General features: G+C 73.0%; 3 protein-coding genes. All 3 read right to left on the reverse strand.

Going from position 1 to position 1588, the window contains the following annotated elements; translation table 11 throughout:
- Positions 1–42 precede the first annotated feature (42 nt).
- Positions 43–459 (reverse strand): transcription antitermination factor NusB, encoded by a 417-nt coding sequence (gene nusB / locus CTKZ_RS18685; RefSeq protein WP_124344335.1) that lies wholly within the window; start codon positions 457–459, stop codon positions 43–45.
- A gap of 1 nt (position 460) precedes the next feature.
- Entirely contained in the window at positions 461–1024 is a 564-nt protein-coding gene (gene efp / locus CTKZ_RS18690; RefSeq protein ID WP_124344336.1) for an elongation factor P, read from the reverse strand.
- A gap of 178 nt (positions 1025–1202) precedes the next feature.
- The coding region (locus tag CTKZ_RS18695; RefSeq protein WP_235843557.1) for a hypothetical protein at positions 1203–1588 on the reverse strand (386 nt) is incomplete at its 5' end.

Raw genomic sequence — 1588 nt, forward strand, 5'->3', positions numbered from 1 at the left:
GGTCGCGGCGGGCCGTCGGGCGGTCCTCCGGGGCGGCTCGGCTCAGGCGAGCAGCGTCGGCTTCAGGTCGACGATCCGGCCCAGGAGGCCGTTCACGAACGCCGGCGAGTCGTCGGTCGACAGCGACCGGGCCAGCTCCACGGCCTCGTCCACGGCGACCGCGTCGGGCACGTCGTCGTTGAAGAGCACCTCCCACGTGCCGAGCCGCAGCAGCGCACGGTCGACCGCAGGCATCCGCTCGATCGTCCACCCGTGCGCGTGGGTCGCGAGCAGCTCGTCGATCCGCTCGCGGTGGGCGACGACCCCTTCGACGAGCTCGACCGAGTACTGCGGCAGCGCCGCCTCGGTGCCCGGCTCGGCGATGCGCTGCGCGAGCAGCGTCACCGGGTCGAGCCCGCGCTGGTCGGCCTCGAAGAGGACGTCGAGGGCCCGCTTGCGAGCCTTGGTGCGTGCTCCCACGTCAGTCGTTCACGCGGCCCAGGTAGCTGCCGTCGCGGGTGTCGACCTTGACCTTGGTGTTCGCCTCGAGGAACAGCGGCACCTGGATCTCGTAGCCCGTCTCGAGCGTCGCGGGCTTGGTGCCCGCCGACGAACGGTCGCCCTGCAGGCCCGGCTCGGTGTACGTGACCTCGAGGACGACCGACGGCGGGAGCTCGACGTACAGCGGCACGCCCTCGTTCGTCGCGATCAGCGCGCTCTGGTTCTCGAGCAGGAAGTTCGCGGCGTCGCCGACCGTGGCCGCCGAGACGTGCATCTGGTCGTACGTGTCCGTGTCCATGAACACGAACTCGTCGCCGTCCTTGTACAGGTACTGGTAGTCGCGCTTGTCGACGTTCGCCGTCTCGACCTTCAGGCCGGCGTTGAACGTCTTGTCGACGACCTTGCCCGAGAGGACGTTCTTCAGCTTGGTGCGGACGAACGCGCCGCCCTTGCCGGGCTTGACGTGCTGGAACTCGACGACGGTCCACAGCTGCCCGTCGATCCGCAGCACGGTGCCGTTCTTGAGGTCGTTCGTGGTCGCCACAGTCGTCGCTTCCTGTCGTGGGTTCGGGAGGATGCGCGGCGCCGCCGGGACGCGCCCACCGGCCGGCGCGGATGCACCTGGGCTGTCGCGTGGCCCGGGCAGGCCGCAGACCGCCGACCATCCTACCGTGCGCGCACGTCCCGGCCCGTCGCGGCCGCCGGTCGCCCGTCGGGACGCGTCAGAGGGTGAGCGTCCAGGCCGCCACGAACCCGACCGCCGCGGACCACAGGAGCGAGGCGAGCGTGCCGATGACGAACCGCTCCGACGCCCCGGGGTTCTCGCGCAGCTCCGGGTAGCGGCCGAGGCCCTTCACCGCGACGACGACGGCGATGCCCCCGGCCTCCCCGACCAGGAAGCACCCCGTCACCGCGAGGCGCTCGAGGATGCCGACCCACGTGCCGCCGCGCAGCACCGCCTGCGCACCCTCGCCGCGCGGCCCGTCGGACACCGCGAGCGGCGACGGGTGCAGCCCGGCCACCGCCTGGGCCTCCGCCGCCTGCGGCGCGACCGGCTCCGCACCGGCGGTCCCCGCGCCGGACGGCGTGCCCGTGGCCCCCTCCGCCG

Source organism: Cellulomonas algicola (assembly GCF_003851725.1).
Taxonomy (GTDB): domain Bacteria; phylum Actinomycetota; class Actinomycetes; order Actinomycetales; family Cellulomonadaceae; genus Cellulomonas; species Cellulomonas algicola.